The organism is Gemella sp. (genome assembly GCF_057272915.1).
Window position 1 is genome coordinate 56,671 of record NZ_DBHIUF010000001.1, and the last position, 18,737, is coordinate 75,407.

The 18,737-nt window shown below is 31.2% G+C and carries 17 protein-coding genes and 1 riboswitch; of the genes, 9 read left to right on the forward strand and 8 right to left on the reverse strand.

Annotation, left to right across the window (positions count from 1 at the left end):
- Together ACO6OL_RS00275 and ACO6OL_RS00280 are read right to left on the reverse strand one after the other, a co-directional pair.
- The coding region (locus ACO6OL_RS00275; protein WP_485501733.1) for a YhgE/Pip domain-containing protein at window positions 1-724 on the reverse strand (724 nt) is incomplete at its 3' end.
- 601 nt (window positions 725-1,325) lie between these two features.
- Window positions 1,326-1,880 carry a flavodoxin family protein gene (locus ACO6OL_RS00280; RefSeq protein ID WP_485501734.1) on the reverse strand — a complete coding sequence of 185 codons (555 nt, stop codon included), beginning with the start codon at window positions 1,878-1,880 and terminating at the stop codon, window positions 1,326-1,328.
- A gap of 281 nt (window positions 1,881-2,161) precedes the next feature.
- On the opposite strand from ACO6OL_RS00280, the gene ACO6OL_RS00285 reads away from it, so the two are divergent.
- The 5 genes from ACO6OL_RS00285 to yycI all read left to right on the forward strand — a co-directional run bounded on the left by ACO6OL_RS00285 (window position 2,162) and on the right by yycI (window position 8,433).
- Window positions 2,162-3,160, forward strand: coding sequence for a Tle-like phospholipase domain-containing protein (locus ACO6OL_RS00285; protein WP_485501735.1), 999 nt, complete (start codon window positions 2,162-2,164; stop codon window positions 3,158-3,160).
- A 515-nt stretch (window positions 3,161-3,675) separates the two neighbouring features.
- Window positions 3,676-4,380: a response regulator YycF gene (gene yycF, locus ACO6OL_RS00290; protein WP_314160620.1), complete on the forward strand. Its 705-nt coding sequence runs from the start codon at window positions 3,676-3,678 to the stop codon at window positions 4,378-4,380.
- Entirely contained in the window at window positions 4,380-6,311 is a 1,932-nt protein-coding gene (locus tag ACO6OL_RS00295; RefSeq protein WP_485501736.1) for an ATP-binding protein, read from the forward strand. The genes yycF and ACO6OL_RS00295 overlap by 1 nt, the downstream gene beginning before the upstream one ends.
- A gap of 11 nt (window positions 6,312-6,322) precedes the next feature.
- A complete protein-coding gene (gene yycH, locus ACO6OL_RS00300) occupies window positions 6,323-7,636 on the forward strand; it encodes a two-component system activity regulator YycH (RefSeq protein WP_314160618.1) in 1,314 nt (437 codons plus the stop codon).
- The gene (gene yycI / locus ACO6OL_RS00305; protein ID WP_485501737.1) at window positions 7,633-8,433 is read left to right on the forward strand and encodes a two-component system regulatory protein YycI; all 801 of its coding nucleotides are present in this window, start codon (window positions 7,633-7,635) and stop codon (window positions 8,431-8,433) included. Before yycH ends, yycI begins: the two co-directional genes overlap by 4 nt.
- A 63-nt stretch (window positions 8,434-8,496) precedes the next feature.
- On the opposite strand, the gene ACO6OL_RS00310 is transcribed toward yycI, so the two are convergent.
- The gene (locus ACO6OL_RS00310) at window positions 8,497-8,931 is read right to left on the reverse strand and encodes a Dps family protein (protein ID WP_485501738.1); all 435 of its coding nucleotides are present in this window, start codon (window positions 8,929-8,931) and stop codon (window positions 8,497-8,499) included.
- A 251-nt stretch (window positions 8,932-9,182) separates the two neighbouring features.
- On the opposite strand from ACO6OL_RS00310, the gene yidD reads away from it, so the two are divergent.
- Window positions 9,183-9,434, forward strand: coding sequence for a membrane protein insertion efficiency factor YidD (gene yidD, locus ACO6OL_RS00315; protein ID WP_314397461.1), 252 nt, complete (start codon window positions 9,183-9,185; stop codon window positions 9,432-9,434).
- A 231-nt stretch (window positions 9,435-9,665) separates the two neighbouring features.
- Here yidD and ACO6OL_RS00320 read toward each other — a convergent pair whose 3' ends face one another.
- Window positions 9,666-10,181, reverse strand: coding sequence for a rhodanese-like domain-containing protein (locus ACO6OL_RS00320; RefSeq protein WP_485501739.1), 516 nt, complete (start codon window positions 10,179-10,181; stop codon window positions 9,666-9,668).
- Window positions 10,182-10,490: 309 nt separating this feature from the next.
- Entirely contained in the window at window positions 10,491-11,708 is a 1,218-nt protein-coding gene (hemH, locus tag ACO6OL_RS00325; protein ID WP_485491557.1) for a ferrochelatase, read from the reverse strand.
- Window positions 11,709-12,033: 325 nt separating this feature from the next.
- Between hemH and ACO6OL_RS00330 the strand changes: the two genes are divergently transcribed.
- Window positions 12,034-12,390, forward strand: coding sequence for a DUF1310 family protein (locus ACO6OL_RS00330; RefSeq protein WP_485491558.1), 357 nt, complete (start codon window positions 12,034-12,036; stop codon window positions 12,388-12,390).
- 174 nt (window positions 12,391-12,564) lie between these two features.
- Here the strand turns inward: ACO6OL_RS00330 and ACO6OL_RS00335 are convergent, their stop codons facing one another.
- From ACO6OL_RS00335 to ACO6OL_RS00345, 3 genes are all read right to left on the reverse strand, one after another.
- A complete protein-coding gene (locus ACO6OL_RS00335; RefSeq protein WP_314160611.1) occupies window positions 12,565-13,125 on the reverse strand; it encodes an ECF transporter S component in 561 nt (186 codons plus the stop codon).
- Window positions 13,126-13,331: 206 nt separating this feature from the next.
- Window positions 13,332-13,444: riboswitch (FMN riboswitch) on the reverse strand.
- A gap of 137 nt (window positions 13,445-13,581) precedes the next feature.
- Window positions 13,582-15,384, reverse strand: coding sequence for a glutamine--fructose-6-phosphate transaminase (isomerizing) (gene glmS, locus ACO6OL_RS00340; protein WP_485501740.1), 1,803 nt, complete (start codon window positions 15,382-15,384; stop codon window positions 13,582-13,584).
- A gap of 1,118 nt (window positions 15,385-16,502) precedes the next feature.
- Window positions 16,503-17,309, reverse strand: coding sequence for a DUF6612 family protein (locus tag ACO6OL_RS00345; protein WP_485501741.1), 807 nt, complete (start codon window positions 17,307-17,309; stop codon window positions 16,503-16,505).
- A gap of 584 nt (window positions 17,310-17,893) precedes the next feature.
- Between ACO6OL_RS00345 and ACO6OL_RS00350 the strand changes: the two genes are divergently transcribed.
- Window positions 17,894-18,226 carry a PadR family transcriptional regulator gene (locus ACO6OL_RS00350; RefSeq protein WP_485501742.1) on the forward strand — a complete coding sequence of 111 codons (333 nt, stop codon included), beginning with the start codon at window positions 17,894-17,896 and terminating at the stop codon, window positions 18,224-18,226.
- Window positions 18,219-18,734 (forward strand): DUF2812 domain-containing protein, encoded by a 516-nt coding sequence (locus tag ACO6OL_RS00355; protein WP_485501743.1) that lies wholly within the window; start codon window positions 18,219-18,221, stop codon window positions 18,732-18,734. Before ACO6OL_RS00350 ends, ACO6OL_RS00355 begins: the two co-directional genes overlap by 8 nt.
- Window positions 18,735-18,737: the final 3 nt, after the last annotated feature.

Below are 18,737 nucleotides of genomic sequence, written 5' to 3' on the forward strand. Positions count from 1 at the left end.
GACCAGAACCATCAGTAAGTTGATTAATACCACCACCTAGTTTTTGCCCCCCTTCACTAAGACGACCAAGCCCGGCAGCAAGGCGACCAGAACCATCAGTAAGTTGATTAATACCACCACCTAGTTTTTGCCCCCCTTCGCTAAGACGACCAAGGCCATTGTTCAGTTGGTTTGTAGCGTCTGCAGCTTTTTGAAGTGAAGAACCTAGTTCAGAAAATTTACTGTATAGAGTTGCTGTATAAGTTTTTACAACTTGATCTTTAACTGTATTTGTTAAATTACTCGCTACAGTTTCCATGATTTTTTCACCATTTTTACTCTTTGTAAAGTTAGTTGTAAAATCAATGTTCATTTTCTCTGGATTTTCGTTTGATAATGAGCTAGCATTTTTAGAGAAGTTTTCAGGAATAGTAACTACCATGTAGTAATCTCCTTCTCGTAATTCTTTATCGGCTGTATCTTTATCGACGAATTGCCAATTTACTTTTTTGTTATCTTTTAGTTTTTCGACCATTGAATTTCCAACTTCTAGAGTTTTTCCATCAAGGTCGACTTTTTTATCTAAGTTAACAACACCGACTTTCATATTTCCGGTGTTATTATATGGATTCCAGACTGCTTTTAAGAAAGTTCCTGCATATAAAATTGGTACCAGAAGAACGATAGCCATGGTGATAATTAGCCCTTTACTTTTCAGAAGACTATTAAATTCTTTTTTTATCATAATTCCTCCTAAGAAATTCTATAGCTAAAATTTCAATATTTAGTTTAATATTGCTGATCCAAGAGTCCTAAAATTTAACAAAGTTCATATGAGAACTCTTAGATGCAGTGGTTTATTGATATCTAAATTCGCTTTATAAAAGCTTTTTAGATATCTAATAAACTGTGCAGGGGTGACTCTAAAAAAATCGATTTCTCTGAAATCACGATTTTTGAGTCACTCCCACTTTAGTTATTCTACAATTAATTTTAATAAAAGTCAAAATATTTTTTAGTAATAGTAAAATTTTAATATTTAAACATAAGGTGTACTGTTTATATAAGAGACAGCGGCTATAACTCTTAAGAGTGATTTCTAATCTAAAAATCACTGGTATTATGAGTTTTATAAGGATATGATTTTTATAAAGTAAACTTATAAATTGATATATATTAATTAAAATAGTTTTGTTAATTTATATTGTTTAAAGTCCTAATTAATGAAAAAAATAGTTCACTATTAATTAAAGTTATCTTGAAGGGAAGGTAGTATTTGATATTATAAAAACATAGAAGGTAGTTACCTGTTAAAAACGGATAACTACCTTTGTTTTAGTGTTAAGTTATACTAATGCGTGTGATATTTTATGTTCTAGTAGATTGTTAAAACAACTTTGAGCGTCTTTTAAATCTTTCGAATTTGGGTGTTTTTTTGATTCTTTAACCATGTCGGCAAGATCTGGTGTAACTTTGTGAATAAAGTTAGGATCACGCCAAGTAAGGATTTTGAAAACTATCATAACCTTTGGGTCAACCTTGCCTTGACAGACGAAAGTTTCATGGATTCTATTGTTTCTCTCTTCCATAAAGGCAATATAATTATTAATAGAATCATCAGCGTGGTAATGCTCGCGTGGGACACCGCATGTTAAAAATAATGCGACATCTTTACCATATATTTCTTGTTGATCGATAAAACGTTGCATATTTTTGTTGGCGTTAGTTTTATCTGTCCAAGCCCCTAGAATATAGAAATCATATTCTTTTTCTAGTTTTTTTCGCTGTTTTTTTATGTCGAGTAAATCTACTTCTCCTAAAGCTTTTATCTGTTCGTAGATTGCTTCTGCTACCTTTTTAGTGTTTTTTGTTTTGCTAGAGTAAGCAAGTAAAATTTTCATAATAAGCCTCCTACCTAGGATGTTGGAATAATATTTTTAAAAATTAATCCCGTATTAATTAAATTGATATAATTATTATAACAAAAAAATATTCTATTTTAAACTAATAACTGAAAATAATAATCAATTATAAAATTCGAGGAGAATAAAAATTAAAAAAATTGAAAAATTAACCTATTAGAATCTGATTTTAACTAAAAAATAGGAAATAATTCATGGTTTATGATAAAATACTAATTGATAATAAAGAAAATCAAGTAGTATAGTGATAGGAGAAGAGGATGAAAAGATTGTTTGCGATAACGAGTTACGCATCGTTTATTGTATACCATATAGAAGCGATGGATAAAATAAAAATTCCAAAAACCATGATAAGAGAATATATCAATCTTCAAAAAACAGTAGGAAGTTTCCCGGAAGATCTGAATTATGTCAGTAGTTTTTATGATGTGAAGACAGGTAGTAGTGGAACGCTGTTTGAAAATACTGAAAAAGGGAACTATATTTTATCTTATACGGGAACGAATTTTTATCTCGATAGGCAGAAAGATATGTATGCTGATGTAGTAGGTATTTGTCTCGGACAAGCGGAGCATATGACACCATGTTATAGATTTTATACACGCATGAAGAAAAAGTATGGTGATAATATTATTCTGACGGGTCATTCATTAGGTGGAAGTATTGCGCAACGTGTTGCGATAGAATATGATGTTCAAGAAAGTATAGTTTTTAATGCTGCACCTATTTATTTAATAGGCGGTATAGATATTTTTATGGATAAGGAAAAAGATGGTGAACTGTATGCTATGCGCATGAAAAAATATCTTAGAAATGTAAAGAAAACGGCTATTAAAAAAGCAACTTTCACAGGTGATGTAAAGAGAGTTGTTTCTGAATATGATATATTTACAAGAATTTCTGAGCTACTGTCGATTGGTTACTATGTGGGTGATGAAATTATTGTAAAAGAAGCTGGAATGCATGGTATAAAGAGTTTCTTAGATATATACCAAAAATCTTTTGGTAGTTCTTTTGAGAACAAAGAAAAAGATGGTGATCTTTTATCGTTAGAATATAAGGATTTTAGCCTAGCCGAGGTGGGTATTCTTAGTAATTTTTCAGAAGAGCGCATAGAAGAATTAGAGAATCAACTGAATACACTATTAGTAAGTGATACTGTGATCGATACCTTGAATAAAAATCCTTATAATGTTAATTTTAAGTTTTTTATCAAAGCTATATTAGACAATATTGCGAAGAAAAAAGAAGAACTATAATAGCTTCCTTGTCTGACGTTTTTGTCAGATGAGGAGTCTTTTTATTGTAAGATTACTGGAATTGTTTAACATGGGTTGCAGCTTGTTATAAAATTTTGTGTTTTTCGCATAACTGATAGAGAGTTAATCGTTTGCTTTGTACATTTGTAAATGATGTGAGATAAAAAAAGTTAAAAATAAATACTTGATATGATAGAGTTACAGAGAAGATAGCTTCTCTGTAACTCTTGCCTTTTTTTGATTTGTCGTAATTTCATTATACAGGATTTACTCTTCTTTTTTTATATTTTGTTTCACATCAATTGTAACACTACACTGATAGAGAGTTAATCGTTTGCTTAAAGTTGTAACTTCATAGAAAAAAATGATATAATATTGATAGCTATATATATACTCACAATGATGAGAATATGCAGGTTAAAAAATAGAAAGTATACTCTAAAAAATGTTTTATAAAAAATATAATTAGGAATATATATTATTTAATACTTAGTACAAATCTAAGGAGGAAGAAAATGGCAGAATATAAAATACTAGTAGTCGATGATGAAGAACCGATTGCTAATATACTAGAGTTTAATTTAAAAAAAGAAGGTTACGATGTAATCGTCGCTAATGATGGAGAAAAAGCGGTAGAACTTGCTTTTAATGATAATCCAGACTTAATTTTGTTAGATTTAATGCTACCTAAAAAAGATGGAATGGAAGTGTGTAGAGAAGTACGTGCTAAAAAGAATATTCCTATCATTATGTTAACGGCGAAAAATAGTGAGATAGATAAAGTTCTTGGACTTGAGTTTGGAGCGGATGACTATGTAACGAAACCTTTCTCAACACGTGAACTTATGGCAAGGGTTAAGGTAAACTTACGTCGTGTTACTAAGCAACAAGAAGAAGTTGTTGAAGAAAAAATCGGTGGAGATCTTGTGATTAAGGATATTGTTATTTATCCAGAGGCTTACGTTATTAAGAAAAATGGTGAGGAAATTGATTTAACGCGTAGAGAATTTGACCTATTTTACTACCTTGCGCAACACCGTGGACAAGTTTTAACACGTGAAAATTTATTACAGACAGTATGGGGTTATGATTACTTCGGTGATGTGAGAACTGTGGACGTGACTGTAAGAAGACTACGTGAAAAAGTAGAGAATGATTCATCACAACCTGAATATATAATGACACGCCGTGGTGTTGGGTACTTTATAGGTGAAGAGTAATGAGCTTTTTCGAGAAGAGATTTAAGAAAAGATTCTTTTCATCAATCCGAACTAAGTTCGTAATAGTTTATGTATTAGTTAATATAATTTCATTGCAGCTTATCGGATTGTTCTTTACAACACAATTAAGAAATAGTAATATAAATACATTTGAACAAAATATTATTGAACAAGAAAAAATCTTAAACTACCATGTGAGAGAAGAACTTGATAAGATTAATGGCAGCAATAATAATGATAATTCAAAAGTTTTAGGTGATAACCTTGTTCCGGATGATTCTACAAAAAGTAGTAGAGATTCGAAGAGTGGTATAGCTAAGCTTGTTAGTGAATTTAATATTCAAAAGTTATTATTAGTAAATGTTATAGATAATGATTCAAAAATCTTAGCGACTTCATCAAAAAATGGAAATGATGAATATCTTGCTAAAAGATCATTTGATCCTCTTGTAAGTCAGGTTATAAAAACAGGTGAGAGTATTAAGCAGATTCAAAATAATGCTGATAGTAATAAGCGTGTTTGGATTTATGTAAGTCCTGTTAAAAAGGATAATGAGGTTGTCGGTGTAGTCTCTCTTATGGCAGATATCGAAAGTGTTTATCAAGAGGTAAATGGTATTTCTAAAATTTTCATTGTAGGAACTATCCTATCTATATTGATTACTACGGTTATTGGATTTGTTGCTTCAAAAACGGTAACGAGTTCTATTGAGAAGATGAGTTCGCAGGTTAAGAAGATGGCTTTAGGAAACTATGGGACGGTAGTTGGAATAGATGCAGATGATGAGATTGGAGATTTGGCAAAAGTGTTTAACCAAATTTCTAAAAGAATTGAAGAAGAGCAGGCTGTGACTGAAACGGAACGTAGGAAGCTTGCGACGATTATCGAAAGTATGATGGATGGGATTATTACAACAGATAATAATGGTAGAATAATCCTTATAAATACAAGTGCTGAGGATATGCTAGGCGGTCGTAATGATGAAATTTTCATCGGAAAAGATGTGCTGAAAATTCTTAATATTACTGAATACGAGAGTATAGAAGAAATATTGGAAGCGGAAGATAGTCTTCTGGTGAATGCTTCAAAAAGTGATGATGAATTGCTTTTACGAGCTGAAATTTCTAAGATAGAAAAAGAAGATAAGGAAGATTTAACTCAGATGTCAACGGAGTTAGAGGGATACATTATCGTGCTTTATGACGTAACTGATCAAGAGCGTCAAGAAAAAGAGCGTCGTGAATTCGTATCGACTGTATCACACGAACTTCGTACACCTCTAACGACGATGAACAGTTATATCGAAGCATTAGAAGAAGGGGTACTTGAAGATAAGGAGTTGGCACCGCAGTTTATTGATACTATTCACAAAGAGACTACTCGTATGATTAGAATGGTAAATGAATTAATGCAACTTGGTAAGATGGATATTAAAGAGGAGCATTATGAAAAAGAGTTTATAGATATAAACAAAATGCTTGAACAGATTACGGATAGATTCGCTTTAACACATCCTGAGAAAAACTTTATAAAACATATTCCTAAGAGTCCGATATTCGTAGAAGGAGATCAGGATAAACTTACACAGGTGTTCGATAATATTGTAAATAATGCGATTAAATATTCTCCAGATGGTAAAAATATCACGGTGAGAGTTAGACAAAATTATCACCATAATAGGGTAAGTATATCAATTAAAGATGAAGGTGTGGGTATTCCATTAGTTCATATTGACAAAATCTTTAATAGATTCTATAGAGTTGATAAGAGTAGGCAAAGAAGTATGGGAGGAACAGGTTTAGGATTAGCGTTAGCTAAGACTATTGTAGATGCCCATAAAGGTCGTATTTGGGCACAAAGTAGAGAAGGGTACGGAAGTATAATATTTGTAACGCTCCCTTGTGAACAAATTGATGATGAATGGTTATAGAGGTAAATAATATGAAAAGAAAAAGGAAAGAAACTGTTAAATCAGTTGTATTAGGAATGCTAGTTTTAATGAGTTTAACCCTATCCTATCTTATTATTACTTATCAACCAGATTATGAGATTTTTACGAAAAGATCTACTCAGAAGACAGTTGAATCAGATAAAAATAATCTTTTAAATTTTTTGATTCCTGATAGTGTTGTAAAAAATTATGAGGGATCAAGAGAAGAGCCGATAGTTCAGAATTCTATAACGAAGGTGGCAACCGTCGATGCTATAAAGAATAAAAGGGTATTGAAAGATTTGTTGTCGATAATCTCAGATAGTGAGAGTACAGAGTCTAGGGTTAGAAACCGAAATATAGAGGATATTACAACGAATAATGTTGAAAAAATCATGATAAATTATCAGGTAACTTTAGACTCTGCATTGGTAAAACCACTATTCTTTTCAGAGGAAAATTCTAATATAAGTTTAGAATTTGATACGATAGTTTTACTAAAAGATAGACCTAATATGATTTATCTATATAAGAAAGATGATAAAAACTATCTACAGATTACTTTGAAGGAAGAAATATATGGAAAAGTAAATAATAAGTTTAATGAGAAAAAGCAAACTTATGCCAAATACAGTTTAAATAATAAGTTTATCTATTTGAAAGAATCTGACGAGGATAATACTATAGATGAATATAGTACAGAAGATGTTAACTTAAACAAACTGGCTAAGGATATTTTTGAGAAAAAAGATAATCTTAGAATTAGTAATGAAGACGAAGTGACTGATGGTTATGGAATATTAAGATCTATAAATAATAGATTATTGTATACAAATCCATCTAATGAAGGTGGAAAAGAAGTTGGAGCTACCGTTGCTATAAATAATACGATGAGCTTTTTAGAGTTGGGGTATGTAGGTGATACAGATTATCAACTTACTACTGCTCTAGAAGGAATTACTATTTTCCAAGAAGCTTATAAGGATTCGATAGCTTTTAGCAAAGATGGGCATGCGGATATTATTTCAGAGGATAACAGTAGTGGAATATATAGACTAACATCACCGAAAAAACTGACAAAAACGTATCTTTCATCAAGAGAAGCGGAACTGTATTCTGTTGAGAAGACTGAATATGTAATTAACTATCTCTATGATAGAGTAAACCTTAAAGAGATAAGTGATATAGTTTTGGGGTATGATAAGATTTATAACAAAGATAGAAATAGTTTTAGTTATGTACCAGCATGGTATGTGAAATATAATGATAGATATGTAAGTTTCAAAAAATTAAAAGAAATGATAAACAAGGGAGAGAGACTATGAACTGGGGTAAGATGAAGACATTATTTATTTACCTATTCGTTGCGTTAAATGCTGTCTTGTTAACATTTTATGTGTATACTGTTCAGAAAAATAAAACTGAAATAGTTCAAGAAAAAGAAATAATAGAGCGTGCTATGAAAAATGATAACATAACTGTAGAAGAAAATACTACAAAACGTGATAATCTTGGCTATGTAAATGTAACGATTTCTGATTTGAAAGATGTTAGAAAAGAAGAAGGCAGTTTAAAGTACGAAGTTGAAAATATAGATAAGACATCTACTTTAAAAGTTAGTTCGGAAAATTCTATTACGAATGTAAATAAAAGTAGTTATAGAGGTGAGTTAGATTCATTCCTATTAGAGAAGATGAAGCTGAGTGCAAATTATATTTTTTCTAGTTATAATTCATCTAAAAATGAAGTTATTTATGAGCAACAAATAGATAACTTTAGAGTATTTTCGAATAAGAATGCACGAATAGTTTTTAGTGTCGAAAAAAATGGAGATATAAAAAACTTCACATTAACAGGCGTTTCGAATATAAGAAAAGACAAGAATGAAACATTGGTCTCGTCTAATCAAGCGATAAATAGGTTATATCATGAGGATTTAATTCCTAAAAACTGCCGTGTTCGTACTACTTTAGGCTATTATACTTATATTTCGCAAACGGAAAATCAAGTATTGATACCGACGTGGAATGTAGAAATAAGTGATAAAGATGGACGAGTTAGTAATTACTATGTAGATGCTATAAACCTAAATGTATTGAATAGAAAAGGTTATAGCTCATAGATAGGTGTTTAAATAAAGAAAAAACTATTCACTGCGATAAAAGCAATGAATAGTTTTTTAATATTAGTCTGCTAAGTAAGCTTTTAGCATCCAAACGTTTTTCTCTAATTGAGTTTTTAATCCTAATGCTAAGTCAGAAGTACCTTGATCTCCTTCTTCTTCAGCTACACTCATAAGGTGAGTTAAATCATTGATTAATAATTCGAAGTCGTGGAATACAGCTGCAACCATCTCTTTAGTTGTTTCTTTTTCAGTTGCTTCTTGGATTGTTGCGATTTCTAAAGCACCTTTAAGTGTAGAAACTGGACGACCTCCGATTGCTAATAATCTTTCAGCTGCTTCGTCTAAAGATTCTGTTGTGTAGTCATAGTAGTTTTCAAATACTTCGTGTAGTGTGTAGAAGCTACGTCCTTTTACATACCAGTGGAAGCTGTGTAATTTTGTGTATAATACTGTTAAGTTAGCAACAAGTTTGTTTAATTCTGTTTTACGTGTCATTTTTAATTTTTCTCCTTTATTTTTAATTTATGATTAAATTATAGCACTATGAATTTCTCATGTAAAGTTAATAAGCTCATAAAAGTTATTGAGAATTATTCTCTAAAAAGAATGTTGATTTATCAATGTTTCCTGAGGTGAAAAATTATAAATGATAATCATTATTTATGATGAAGGCTGGGGATTTTGGTTGAATAAGTTGAAATAAACATTTTATGTTGATAAAATTATTTATGAAAGGAGTAGAATCGATGGCAAGATTGTGCATATTTTTAATAAATTTATATAGGAGATACATATCTCGTTACACAAAACCAACGTGTAGATTTTCTCCTACATGCTCAAGTTATGCTTTAGAGAGTTATAAGAGATTTGGTTTTTTCTTAGGGACGTATTTAACGGTGAAGAGGCTGTTAAAGTGTCATCCCTTTTATAAAGGTGAGTACTTTGATAATGTACCTTTGTTTAAAAGGGATATTTTCAAATTTACAAGAAAAAAATAAAGAGGCAACGGGAGAAAGTTGCCTCTTTATAGGGCGAAATTGTTTTTTGATAAAATAATAATCATGTTTTGCCAAAAAAAGGGAGTCGATTTAGCAAAAATAATTTTTTATAAAATTTATCTGTTTAAAGTGTTTGTGAAGTAAATCCTCATAATTATCCACAAATTCTAAAATATATACTGCAAGAGTGAGGTAAACCCTTATAATTATCCACAGATGCAAGGGTTTATACTATTTATCGATGCTATTTCCTGCATCTAGCCATGCGGCAATTCCGCCCGGGAATCTATAGACATTTTTGTATCCTGCTTCTTTTGCTAATACTGCACCGACGTGGCTTCTTTCACAGGCTACAAAACCGCAGTAGATAACTATTTTTTTATCTTTATTGTCTCCTAATGTTTTTAAGAATGCTTCTTTTTCTTCTGGTTTCAAATCTTTCATTTCTTTAGGTAGACCAGCGTTAACAGCACCTTTTATTTTTGTTTTTTCAAAACGATCTGCAGGAATTGTGTTAATTAAAAGCATGTCTTCTTTGCTATCGATAGATTTTTTTAATTCGTCTGCACTGATTAGGTTGTAGTCCCCTGTTTTTGTTGCTTTAACTAATTTTATCGATGCTTTCTCTACTTCGTTTTCTTTTCCATCTTTTGCAGAACGGTTAAGGCCATCTCCACTACTGCATCCTATTAAAGACACAGAAAGTAATATACTCGATAAAGCTAGTGTAATTTTATTTTTTTTCATAAAAGTTAGTCCTCCTTTAATTTTCACTTTTATTATAACATAAAAGAGTGAATTTTTAAACTAAATATAAAATAAAATTTAGCTAATTTAAAATTATAGATTATCGTAATATTACATTTATATTTATATGTAAGCATAAATTTATACTTTAGAATATAGTATAAATAGTAAAATAATATATAGTTTATTAAAATGATATTCATAGGTAGAGTTACAATAAGTTTATATATTTTGTGCAATTTAAAAACTCTGCTACTGGAAAGAAGGTAACAGAGTTTTATTTTAATTTTGGAAAAAATTTATTCAGTTTTATTTTCTACTTATTATCTTTTTTATAAGATGGAGGATTTTAATTTTTGTATTAGTATTTTTGTTAGCTAACATTTTTTTAACGACATTTGGCATCTCTAACTTTTCGTCATCTTTTTTATTGGCTAGCATTTTTTTAACGAAGTCTGGCATTTCAGGCTTTTCACCATCTTTTTTATTAGCTAGCATTTTTTTAACGAAGTCTGGCATTTCAGGTTTTTCACCATCTTTTTTATTGGCTAACATTGCTTTAACGAAGTCTGGCATTTCTCCTGTTGGTTTATCCATTTCATTAAATGTTGTTTTCTCTGGATTATGAGAAATAAAAGGATTGTTTTTGTTAGCTTCAATCGTTGATACAAGAGCCTCAATTAAACGAGAATCGTAGTTCGGCATAGGTGGTCTATGATAAGTCACTCCAAACTCCTCGCAAAGTTCTCGACATTCAACATCGTTATCGAAAAGAACTTCGATGTGCTCGCTTATAAAGCTAAGTGGAACAAATATATAATGCTTAGGATGTTCTTCTTGCTCTCTTAAGTACTCGAGAACATCAGGTTTAATCCATGGCATCCCAATATCACTTTCACTTTGCCAAGTATTCGTATAGTTTTCTTTTTCAAGACCTATTTTTTCAGCTATAAGTTTTGTCATATCAAAAATCTGATCTACATATGGATCATTATACTTTAAAGCAATTTCGGGTACGCTGTGTGCAGAAAAAACTACCTTGTAGCTATCTTCTTTTACTTTTTCAGTAATAATTTTTTTGATTTCATCTGCCCAGAATTCAATTAACTTCTCTTCTTTGTACCAAGATTTTATTATATTGAATTTAATTTTATCACTCTTAATAAATCTTTCGTAACCCATAATAGAGTAGAATGAATAATGTGGTTCAAGAATTAAACAAATACATTCCTCTATACCATCATCTTCCATTTTTGAAATTATATCAGGGATATAAGGTGAAGAAAATTTATTGGCAAAGTATACTTTATATTCATCTTTTACAGATTCTCTTAAAAGTTCAACTTCTTTAAGTGTTATATCTTGAAGGGGAGAACCATCAATGCGAAGATAATTTTTTAAAAGTAGATTGATTTCTTCGTCGTTAGGACGGACTCCTCTTCTAATATTTGTGAAAAATTTTGTTATACCTTCGAATGTATATTCTTCAGGTGTTCCATATGTCATTACTAAAATAGCTTTACTCATTTTATAACCTCTCTAAATAGTCTAGTCATGTATAATTATAACATTTTTTGTACTAAAACACACGTATTAATAAATTGTTACAGATAACCATTATTGATTAGGAATAAAAGGTGTATAAAGGCGATTTAATATGTTTATTTTACTGATAGGCAATTATGGCAAAATAAGGTAATTGAGGTTGTTTTGAGTTTGATAAAATTGAATTTAAAAAAACTATTGCAAAAAAGTCTAAAAAGTTATAATATAAAAGTTAACTAAAAAAGTTTACTAATAAGGGAGTTTAAGAATCTCCAATTGGTTGAAGAAAAAAGGAGGAAATGTTTAAATGAGAAAGAAAATATTTGGAGCGATAACTTTTATTGCAGCTGTTGGTGGCGTTATTTATATGAAAAATAATCCTAAATATAAGGAGATTGTTAGAGTCGTGAAGACTGCTGATGCACGTGGTTTTTATGAAAAAATAATTTTAGAAAAAGATAAACTTGCATTTACAGCAAAAGCGAAGATTAAAGATTATAAGATTGATTATGAGAGTATTAGAAATGTCGGAGAGAAAATCTATGCTCGTCTAATAGTTAATAATGATGAAAAATTAAATATCGATACAGTGATAAGTGAGAAAGATACGAATGTAGAAGAAGTATCACATTCAGAAAAACTGGATGAATTATTGAATAAATAGCAGTTAAGGGGGCAGAAAATGATTTTTTTTATTTTTCTGCCCCCTTAACTTGGATTTTCTTGAATAATTATGATAAGTATTTCCTAGGAAATTAATAAAAAAGGAATCCTCCATTACAGTAAGGTGATGTAATGGAGGATTTTTCATGGTTAAATTAATTAGTATCCAATATTATTATGCGAAACGGCTACGAATACTAGTTGGTATTGATTTATAAACACTCTTAGTAACGAAGAATAAGAATGTTACTAAGGCACCTTTAAGTAGGTTGAATGGCACGATACCAACAGCTACGATTGTTTTTACATTAGTCACGATGTCTGCTAGATTCATAATATATCCATATGCTGGAAGTAATACGAAGTAGTTAAGAAGTGACATGAATACTGTTATTGCTAGTGTTCCTAAGATTCCACCAATAATAGTCTTAGCAGTACCTTTTTTATAGAAAAGAACGATGATACTGATAAAAGTGAATTCTACTACTATATTAGCAATCGATCCGATTGGTTCATGTGATAATAAAGCGAAGTGTAGGAAGTTTTTTAAGAATGATACTAAAAGAGCATCTTTATATCCTAATAATAACAACGCCATGAATAGCGGGATGAACGTAAAATCAAATTTTAGAAATGGTGGCAAGAATGGCACAGCAAAACTAAAAAAAGATAGAAGTAGAGCAATAACTGCAAGCATACCACTCAAAACTAGTGAGTGAACATTTTTTTTATACATTTAAAACCTCTTTCCTATCTTCATAGGCAATAAAATAGCCGCAATATTATTCTTAAAAAGGTGTATTCTAAATCACGTTAGATATAAAAAACACCACTTTAAAAATTTTAAAGCGGGACTGAAAGGTATGAAAAATAAGCGTTACACTTAAGCGAAGTACAGCAAATATACATACGTAATGTACTGTATGTGTAAGTTTATTTATTCTATATCTTCTATCATCCAGACTGTACTGTCGGTTTTGGAATTTCACCAAATCTGCTTGCGCTCGCGGACTTTGACCGCCGGTCGGGAATTTCACCCTGCCCCGAAGATAATTAAATTTATTATTTATACGTTTATTATAAACCGAAGTTGCTAGGTTGTAAAGTGAAAAGGTTTAACTTTTTTTAAAAAATAGATAAAAGCAGCTCAGAAATAATTTTCTAGAGCTGCTCAAATATTTTATTTTTAAAATTATTCTACTGTTACTGATTTAGCTAAGTTACGTGGTTTATCGACATCTAGTCCTTTAGTGTAGGCTGCGTAGTATGCGAATAGTTGTGTAACTACGATACTTGCGATTGGAGCAAGATCTTCGTTTACGTTAGGGATAGCGTAGTCACCTTTACGAGCTAATTTTTCTAATGTAATAATTAGAGTATTAGCACCACGGCTAGCTACTTCACTTACGTTACTACGTGTGTTTAAATCTAGTTTAGCGCTTGTGATAAGAGCTACAACAGGTGTTCTTTCTTCGATAAGAGCGATAGTACCGTGTTTTAATTCTCCTCCGGCAAATCCTTCTGTTTGAATGTAAGAAACTTCTTTAAGTTTTAATGCTGCTTCACATGCACTATAGTAGTCGATTCCACGTCCGATATAGAATGCATTACGCTCTGTGAATAAGTTTTTAGCTAAGTCTTTGATAGTTTTTGTATCATCTAAAATTGATTCGATTGCAGAAGTAATTACTGATAATTCTTGCTCGATATCAAATTTAGGTTGTTTAGAAAGTTGTTTAGCTACTTCATAAGCTAGTATGCTTAATGTTGCGATTTGAGCAGTGTATGCTTTAGTAGAGGCAACGGCGATTTCAACACCTGCATGAAGTAATAATGTGTAATCACACTCACGAGATAAAGTTGAAGCATCAACGTTAGTAAGTACTAAGAACTTATAATCTGCACTTACGCTACGTAATTTTGTAAGTACGGCACGAAGGTCAGCTGTTTCTCCTGATTGAGAAAGGAAGATGAACATTGGTTTTTTAGATAATAATGGTACGTTGTAAGCAAATTCTGATGCTAAGTGTACCTCTGTAGGAATACCAGCCCATTTTTCAAAATAATTTCTTCCTACTAAACCAGCGTTGTAACTTGTACCGCATCCGATAATGTATAATCTATCAGCATCTTTTACATTGTTAATAATTTCGCTGTCAATATTAACATCATGTCCATCGAAGTAGTGAGAGATGATGTTACGCATAGCTCCTACTTGCTCATGAATTTCTTTAATCATGTAATGTTCGTGGATACCTTTATCGATTTCTCCAGCGTTTAAGTTAGTTGAGAAACTTTCACGCTCTACAACATTACCTTCTTTATCTTCGATAGTTACGCTATCTTTTTTCACGATAACAAATTCACCATCGTTGATTTCTAAGAAGTTGTTAGTATATTTAATCATTGCTAAAGCATCACTACCAACATAGTTTTTATTTTCTTCTCCTAGTCCGATAAGAAGTGGACTCTTATTTTTTGCTACATATAATGTGTCTTTATCTTCAGTATCGATTAAACAAAGTGCATAAGAACCTTGAAGTTTTGATACAGCTTTTTTGAAAGCTTCTTTAGTGTCAAGACCACGGTCACTATAAACCTGTACTAATTGAACGATAACTTCAGTATCAGTTTCAGAAACAAGTTCTACACCTTTGAAAAATCTTTCTTTAAGTTCTTGGAAGTTTTCGATAACTCCATTATGAACTAAAATAAAACGTTTGTTGAAGCTTTGGTGAGGGTGAGAGTTAGTTGTGTTAACTCCACCGTGAGTAGCCCAACGTGTATGACCAATACCTAATTCTAGGTGAAGTCCTTCAGGGATTAGGGCTTCTAGATTTTTAATGCGACCTACAGACTTAGTAACGCTAGCTTCTCCGTTAACAACACCAGCGATACCAGCTGAGTCGTATCCACGGTACTCAAGGCTGCTAAGTCCATCAATTAAAAATTTAACTCCATTTGCTTCTCCAACAAATCCTACAATTCCACACATATTAAAAATTCCTCGCTTTTTTATTTAATTTATTTTTTATAGAAAGTACTATAAAGTTTTATACCTATGCTCAAAAATATTATACTTCATTGAGTTTAATATACTCCTTCGAGTTTATGTAAATCTTAAAAGAAGACATAATGAGCCTATAGAGAGGTGATAATGATTTTGAAGGGTGATTATATCTAATACTACGTTCCTTAGATGGTGCATACGCTGTGGGAGCGACTTAAAAATCGTGATTTCGAAGAAATCGATTTTGTCAAGTCGCCCCCGCACAGTTTATTAGATTTCAAAAGAGCTTTTTAAAGCGAACTTTGAAATCAATAAACCACTGCGACTAGGTATGATTTAACATACATTGAGAAATATTATACTTTTATCTATCATAAATATTCCGTCGTCACTGTGTTCCTAAAGATACAAAGGTACACCCCAGCAGTGGCAACTAAAGTTTTTTACGTCATTCTTCCTTAAAAACTAAGTTGCTGTTGCATACGCTATATCTAAATATTTCGTCGTCTCTTCGTTCCTAGAAATATTAAGATTTACCCCAGCAGTGGCAACTAGAGTTTTTAGCGTCATTCTTCCTTAAAAACTAAGTTGCTGTTGCATACGCTGCACCTAACTATTTCGTCGTCACTTTGTTCCTAGAAATAGTAAAGTACACCCCAGCAGTGGCAACTAAAGTTTTTAGCGTCATTCTTCCTTAAAAACTAAGTTGCTGTTGCATACGCTGTACCTAAGTATCTTGTCGTCACTACGTTCCTAAAGATACAAAGGTACACCCCATTGTACATTATCTAACGAAATTCTCTGGTTCCGAAAAAGCATCCGCCGAATTTTCGATAACTTTTTTCCTCGTCAACTAAATTCAATTTAACCTTTAGAACTTAGTTCGGGCGCTATAATTATAATTTTAAATTACCTCCTAATATTTTAATCGTACATATTATTATACTAGATGAAAAGAGCGTTGTAAACTGAAAGGATATATTTACATAAACTCAGATATTCAAATAAAGTATTTAAAAATTTAACCTTAATTTTTAAATTGTAGAAATATAAAATTGATTAATAAAAAACCTACTTACTATTCGAGTAAGTAGGCAATATTATTATTCTGATTTTTGAGTATCAGTCGCTACTTCTTTAGCGTTTTTCACTCCATCAGGTAGCTTGATTTCTTTAACGTTATTCACGTTAGAGTATTTGATGTTTTGTTTGATTTTCATTGTAGTTGGAGTTGATGTGTTTTTAGTAGCAAGTTCCATAGAAACTTCGTTAGTTACAGGTGTAAAGTCTTTAGTAACTACAAGTTTGATTGAAACGTTTTTAAATTCTACATTGTTGAAGGCTTCAGCATTAACTTCGTTTCCAGAAGATGCATTAGCAATAGCTACCATAAGCTCTTTAAATTGATCTCCACTTCCAGTATATGTTAGAACGTAGTTTCCATTTTCTTCTGTCTTTTTAAAATCTTTAGAGATTTTTTTATAAAAATCTAAGATTTGATCAGAGTTGGCAATTTTTTTAAGGTTTTCGAATTGAGCGGTGATATTGTTGTTTGCACTTTTCACCCACTCATCTTGTCCTGTTGATTTTGCGTAAGCAGTACCGTCTTTAATGTAAAGATCTAGTGTTTGGCTTTGACCTTGAGCTTTTACTTCTGTAGTAGCTTTCATTGCGAATGGATCGATAATAAGAGATCCTGATACAGTATTTTCAACTGTTTGAGTTTGTTCACCAACTAAGATTTCAGAACTGTTAGTTGCTACAAAGTCAGTACTTTTTAGATTTTTAGATGTTTCTATTGATTTACTTATAATTTGCTCATTAGATGCGCCTGTACTACAAGCAGCAAGAGTTATCGAAAGAATAACTGTTGCAATAATCATTAAGTATTTTTTTAGTGATTTTGTCATTTGTCTCTCCTTAACTTTGAGTAAAATAGACGAATACAGTCTACTTTATAGATTTTATTTTATAGGATTATTCTATCATATTATAGTTTATATTACTACATATATAAATTCATTTTTAAAAATACTTTTAACGCTGAATGCTTGAAGGATAATTTATGGAGAGTAGGTTATAGGGAGTGACTCAAAAATCGCGATTTTGGAGAAACAAGATTTGTTGAGTCATACTCGCACAGTTTATTAGATATCTAAAAGCTTTTATAAAGCGAATTTAGATATCAATAAATCACTGCGTCTATGAGTTCTCATATACACTTTGTTAAATTTTAGGACTTTTGGGTCAGTCCCCCCGAATTAATTAGTTCGTTTGTATTTGATTTGTGATTAGAAGTTATTTGTTTTGGGTTAAATTCCAGTTTTCTTTAAATTGTAATTTACTTTAGGAATTAACTACTGGAAGTTTTTGAGAAAATTAATAAAAAATCTCTTGACTTATATCAATGATGGATATATAATTACATCAAAGATAGATATATCGATGATGGATATATAAAAAGAGTATCTCTAATTAAGTTAGGAGGGATAAAATGGCAAAGTTAAGCCCTTATGAAACGGGCGAATTAACGGATAGTATATTTTTTACGCTTCTAGCTTTAACAGAACCTATTCATGGATACTTAATAATGCAAAAGGTGGCAGAAATTACTGATAATAATATTATTATTGGACCTGCGACAATGTACACAACTTTAGGTAAGATGGTTTCTGTAGGCTGGATAGAAGATAAGGAAATCGATAATTCAAAAAAAGAATATCATATTACTCCAAAGGGTATGGAAGTTTTGGAGAAAAATTTAAAACTTCGACAGTTTTTACTCGATGTAGCTAAGAAGTTTATAGGTGGTGGAAGTAATGAGTAGCTATAAGGTGATACATACCTTTGCTTTAACAAATAAAAGACTCATGAGAAAGTTAGAAAGATATAGTGCAAAGGGCTGGCATTTTAAAAAGTTTCTGGGGTTCTTAATTTTATTAGAAAAAGGAGAAAGAACCGATTATAAATACGAACTGGTATATGATAAAAAGTTCGATGCAGAACGTCAAGATTTTTACAGATTTAACGGTTGGGAAGTAGTTAGAAATGGTATTTTTTGGCAGATACTACGTGGTGAACCTACGGCAACTACATTATATACAGATAATTTAAGCGAAGAATACATGTGGCTATATAGAATAAGATTTAATGCGAAAATCATGTTAGGATGCTTTCTTATAGCTTTGGTGGCGCATATTATAAATAAATTTTTAATGCCATCTGAAGTAATAGATTTTATTACAGGTATGTTTTTTGGCTTTGGTCTAGGGCTAGGTGCTGTAAATATAGCATTCTTTATAAAATATTTATTTTTGAAGAGAAGAAAGGATTGAATT